This is a genomic window from Streptococcus sp. HSISS2, assembly GCF_000448665.1.
GTDB classification, from domain to species: Bacteria; Bacillota; Bacilli; order Lactobacillales; family Streptococcaceae; genus Streptococcus; species Streptococcus raffinosi.
Genome location: NZ_CM002133.1, coordinates 1,518,813 through 1,523,100 on the forward strand (window position 1 = coordinate 1,518,813; position 4,288 = coordinate 1,523,100).

Consider the following 4,288-nt stretch of genomic DNA (forward strand, 5'->3'; position numbering starts at 1 on the left):
GTTCTATTTTGACCAGTACCATATATTCCTTGTTCCAAAGTCCTCTTGGTGTTATCACAGCTTCTGCATGTAGCTACTACGTTTGAAATTTCAGTTCTAAGTTCTGGAGCTATTTCAACGGGTGTTACGTGGTCGCCTATACGTGCGTCTGGTGTGGTCACACCCAACGCTAGACAGTACTGACATAGATAGTTGTCACGTTCCAAAGCTATCCTACGAATAGATGACCAAGTCTTCGAGCGATAGAATGCGTAGCGTTCCTTGCTCTCATCATCTCGGTTCCTTACTCGTGTGTTGTATCTTGTCCGTGAGTATCTCTGTCTCTCCTCTGTGTATGCTGCTTCCATACTGCTATGTTTGCTACAGTAATGTAATGGTCTTTCTGTCAGAGCATGGCAACCGTCTGCCTTGCATCGTCTGACCATTGGCATGGGTATACCTCCTCTCAATCAGATAAAGCAAAAGAAGAACACTACTATGTCCTTCTGATTCGATAATACTATACTACCATGACTAGAGTATGATGCACTATAGATTGGTGTAAATCAATGCAGATTAGTCCAAATACTTCTCAGCTTGTCTTAGCTTCACATAGTAGGTTGCCTTACTAAAGCCCATACGGTCACATATCTGCCAGATATCCAGCTGGTCTATATATACCATCTGGAGTAGGGATCGTGCATCTATATCCCCCACCTCTGCGATTTGACGGCGGAAGTCTAGCTTTTGCTTAATAGCCTCGGCAGTGAAACGTTCTAATTCCTCCCTAGCCATCATAAGTTCCACATAGATATCATCCTTACCCTTACGTTTGCCGCCCTGTACCATATCTGTTTGCATAGCACCAGCCGTTACTTTAAGGGCTTGGGATTCCAAACGTTTAATCTGTTCTATCTGACTGTCAATATACCTGTCTAGTGCTTTTATTTGTTGCAGCCGTTCTACTGTTCTCATAAATACGTTCCCTTTATGGTATAATAATATTATTAACGTTTGAACAGTCCTGGGCATTAGTCTGGGTCTTTTTTATTACAAAAATAAAGAAGGATTAGGTTACCACCTCCCATACGTTAGATTTAGACATGCCACCAGTAATGCAAGCCTAGGATAACAAAATAAAAAAGGTTCCTCGATTCTAATTATTTATTTACTGGATTTTGTTTCGAACAAGGTCTGTCAGCTTGCTCGGTGTCAAAAAGTGTCTCTTGGATAATTTGACAGACTAACGGCCAGTGACGGATTCGAACCGTCTAAAACCATTCTGGCTACACGCCGAGCATATACGCTCGATATAAGTAATGTTTAACTGTTGATTTGTTCCGTCCTACCTTGCCTTCCGTCCTTTCGACTCTTGATGTCCATATCTGTAAATTCAATCTTGCTAGGCAAAACGCCGTTACAAACATAAATGCTTTGAAAATTTGGGTTGTTTCTAGCCGTCATGCTTTCGTCAAAGAATTTCATGCGCCCCTTTGGGATAAGTAGTTCAAAATTATTGTTTCGGAACAATTCAAATCTTGATTTACTGTCAAATAACCCGTTGTTATTCATGATTAGTGCAAAAGGTAAGTCTAGCTCGTACATTTTCCGAAAGATTGCATCACGTTTGCTGAAAGGCGGGTTACTTACAACACATTCAACGCCTTCCGGTGCTTTGTCATAATCAAAGAAATCTTGCCCTGTTTCGATATGCCCGAAAGTCACTTCATGGCCGTTTTCTTTTAGTAACTTCACAAATTCGCTATGTTCTTTATCAAACGGGCACCAAATATGTTTATATTGCTGATGTACGGCAGAATGATTTCAACTGCATATTTCGGCGTATAGTATTCATCACTTTTGCTTGTTTTAATTTGCTGACTAAAACTCGTTAGTTCCCTCTCTCCTTCAAATAGCTAGGGATATCATCCCCAACATTTACGCTGTCATACTGCTCCTTGCTGACAAGGAATTTCCCATAAGCTCCGCAATCAATCGTGTAGAGCTTGCCTACCATGGATTTTCCAGTGACCTTGCCATGTAGCTCCACTGCGTTGTCTGCCTTATGGATAACCACGGTGTCGATAGGTCGGTTGACTATGCTGATTGCTGTTCTAATATTAATCACCAATGATAGCACTAGCAGAATCGTCGATACTATTAGCTGATTTTCTCGTTTTCTCTTTAACAAAATTGTCACCAATCATTACTCCCCTTGTATAGCGTCTGCAATAAATACGAACGGCGTTTTTACGTGCAAAGGATTGTCAAATTCAGGTTTTCCGAACCATCCATCCAAAGGGACATCTTTTAAAAAAATCGCTGTTATTGCTTCGCTTTCCTCTCTGATGTAGCTTATATTTTCGATATTAATTAGCATTTTTGGTTTATCCATTCCGTATTTGACAGGAATCACCTCAATAAACTTTGCCATCACTCCACCTCTTTCACTTCCACGCCTGGGCAATCGAACACCCAACTAAACCCAGCATCTTCTAGCTCTTTGCGAGTGAATTTGGTTCTAAGCTTATACCACTCGCCACACCAAAACACTTTGCCATCAGCCTCACACAATAGCTGAGCGTGATCTTTGTAATTTCTTGTTTTCGGCATAGAAACCCGATAACGCTTTTCTTTCTCGACCTCGTACCCGAACTGGTGCATGTTGACGAGGGTTTGGATTACTTCGAGTTCCTTGGACATCAACCAATTCTCAAATTCATTTGAAGAGCTTCCGGCATAATTTTCAACAGCTTCGCAGATACAGTTAAATAGATTTACTTCAAAATCATCCTTATTCTCCTCATACCAATCCGCCACGCATTGCGGAACGACTGGTTTCTCGAAGAACGAATCACATAAGTCTTCTGCATAAGATACCGAGATTCGTGCTATTTTTGCTAAGTTCTGTATTTGTTCTTGTCTATCCATCACATTCCACCATTTCAACCTTATATTTTCGTGCGTTGCGATATTTCGATCCCAATCTGTGCAATTCATTAATCGCATCATTCTTATTTGTGAATACACGCTCACTGTCTTCCATGTTGTCGTAATAGACTATAACTTTGTATTTCATGCCAAGCCTCATTTCTGTCCTTATATATTACTGTGGCGGTGTATTTTACATAATCGCCATTATCCTCCCAATCCACAGCCAACTTCACATCTATCAGTTCTTTATTGTGGCTTTCAATCCACGCATTAATCTCTTCGTCAAGCTTGTCAGTATCACCTATTTTGGTAAAAAACTTCACTTTACGTTGCATAATTTCATCATCTCCTTTAATAATTCTTCATCCGGAAACTGCTCCAGCATTAGTATGCGGTTAAGCTTTTTATTCCCAATACCTAGCTTAGTAGCTACTGCACCTTTTTCTGATGCGTGGCATAGAACCAGTGGCTGAAATACTCCACTCGTCCTAACACTGTTGCCGGTTCGTATGGCCTTGGTGCATATTTAACACCAGCCATGCGATCAGTCCATCGTTTTACCATTAGCTGTACCTGAGACCTCCCTAGCCTTCTCATCCAGGAAATCCCAGATAATATGAAATTGATTTTTAACCAAAATGTCGTTGTTATATTTTTCGCAAACCTTATCGATCGATACAACTACCCAATTCCAGTATGCAGGGGTATTAAAACCAACCAATTGCATCATGCGATTACTTTCCCTCATCCAGTCTGGGACTTCTTTTTCAAAAAACTCAATATAGTTCATAGCTTTTCCACCTTGACATAGATGCCCACAGTATCCGACCAGAACTTTTCAGCAATCTCACTAGCCACTTGTGCATCATCATGCCAATAGCCAAGATCCGTCATGCAGTCCTTAAGTAATTTTGTAAATTATCCGTATCTGGTTTAGTAGTCTTGTACTGGCCATGAGTCGCTTTTTTGATTTTAGGAAATAGCCATTTCACTGTGAGGCGTATAGGTCCGTCTATCTGCTCTTTTGGAGTGTATGCGCTTAACAACTCAGTGAATAGACTTCTGGCTTCCTTCAAACTTTGAGGCTCATAGAAATGCGGTTTACCATTTCTGACAGTGACTTTCTTTTGCTGATGCGTTGTAGTTGGGATTTTTTTCATCGGAACGAAAAATTCAATCATTTTTCGCCACCTCACCTTGATAATCGATACCGGTCCATTTTCCAGTCTCTCTGTCATAGGTAATATATCCAGCCGTTTTGAGCTGGTCCTTTACCCAATTCAAAAGAATCGGTTGATTCGCAATCCATTTCAAAACCTCTGAATCTGAATGCCAAAAATCTTGACCCGGTAACGTGTGATAAAGCGGAGGCATT

The 4,288-nt window shown here is 40.8% G+C and carries 9 protein-coding genes and 1 pseudogene; all 10 read right to left on the minus strand.

The features are described from left to right. On the minus strand, positions 1 to 425 hold a 425-nt coding region (locus HSISS2_RS06760; RefSeq protein ID WP_240472003.1), incomplete at its 3' end, for an HNH endonuclease. Between the two features lie 130 nt (positions 426 to 555). Beyond that, positions 556 to 954 carry a DUF1492 domain-containing protein gene (locus HSISS2_RS06765; RefSeq protein ID WP_042767056.1) on the minus strand — a complete coding sequence of 133 codons (399 nt, stop codon included), beginning with the start codon at positions 952 to 954 and terminating at the stop codon, positions 556 to 558. A 348-nt stretch (positions 955 to 1,302) separates the two neighbouring features. Next, positions 1,303 to 1,734 carry a hypothetical protein gene (locus HSISS2_RS06770; protein ID WP_240472004.1) on the minus strand — a complete coding sequence of 144 codons (432 nt, stop codon included), beginning with the start codon at positions 1,732 to 1,734 and terminating at the stop codon, positions 1,303 to 1,305. A gap of 136 nt (positions 1,735 to 1,870) precedes the next feature. After that, entirely contained in the window at positions 1,871 to 2,179 is a 309-nt protein-coding gene (locus tag HSISS2_RS06775; protein WP_240472007.1) for a DUF1372 family protein, read from the minus strand. Positions 2,180 to 2,185: 6 nt separating this feature from the next. After that, complete coding sequence (locus HSISS2_RS06780) at positions 2,186 to 2,413, minus strand: hypothetical protein (RefSeq protein WP_042767058.1); 228 nt, start codon at positions 2,411 to 2,413, stop codon at positions 2,186 to 2,188. Next, on the minus strand, positions 2,413 to 2,910 hold the full coding sequence (locus HSISS2_RS06785) for a DUF1642 domain-containing protein (RefSeq protein WP_042767059.1): 498 nt from the start codon (positions 2,908 to 2,910) through the stop codon (positions 2,413 to 2,415). The genes HSISS2_RS06780 and HSISS2_RS06785 overlap by 1 nt, the downstream gene beginning before the upstream one ends. Before the next feature lie 101 nt (positions 2,911 to 3,011). Further along, positions 3,012 to 3,248 (minus strand): hypothetical protein, encoded by a 237-nt coding sequence (locus tag HSISS2_RS06790; protein WP_134981430.1) that lies wholly within the window; start codon positions 3,246 to 3,248, stop codon positions 3,012 to 3,014. 209 nt (positions 3,249 to 3,457) lie between these two features. Next, positions 3,458 to 3,703, minus strand: coding sequence for a hypothetical protein (locus HSISS2_RS06800; protein WP_021146032.1), 246 nt, complete (start codon positions 3,701 to 3,703; stop codon positions 3,458 to 3,460). Further along, a pseudogene (locus HSISS2_RS06805) lies at positions 3,700 to 4,094 on the minus strand (RusA family crossover junction endodeoxyribonuclease). The gene HSISS2_RS06800 and the pseudogene HSISS2_RS06805 overlap by 4 nt, the downstream one beginning before the upstream one ends. Then, positions 4,087 to 4,288, minus strand: a 202-nt coding sequence (locus HSISS2_RS11355) for a hypothetical protein (RefSeq protein ID WP_042767060.1), incomplete at its 5' end; no start/stop codon positions are given. The gene HSISS2_RS11355 and the pseudogene HSISS2_RS06805, both read right to left, overlap by 8 nt.

Coding starts and splice junctions, on each gene's coding strand:
- HSISS2_RS06785 (WP_042767059.1), bottom strand. CDS start 2,910: ATGGATAGACAAGAACAAATACAGAACTTAGCAAAAATAGCACGAATC.
- HSISS2_RS06800 (WP_021146032.1), bottom strand. CDS start 3,703: ATGAACTATATTGAGTTTTTTGAAAAAGAAGTCCCAGACTGGATGAGG.
- HSISS2_RS06765 (WP_042767056.1), bottom strand. CDS start 954: ATGAGAACAGTAGAACGGCTGCAACAAATAAAAGCACTAGACAGGTAT.
- HSISS2_RS06790 (WP_134981430.1), bottom strand. CDS start 3,248: ATGCAACGTAAAGTGAAGTTTTTTACCAAAATAGGTGATACTGACAAG.
- HSISS2_RS06780 (WP_042767058.1), bottom strand. CDS start 2,413: ATGGCAAAGTTTATTGAGGTGATTCCTGTCAAATACGGAATGGATAAA.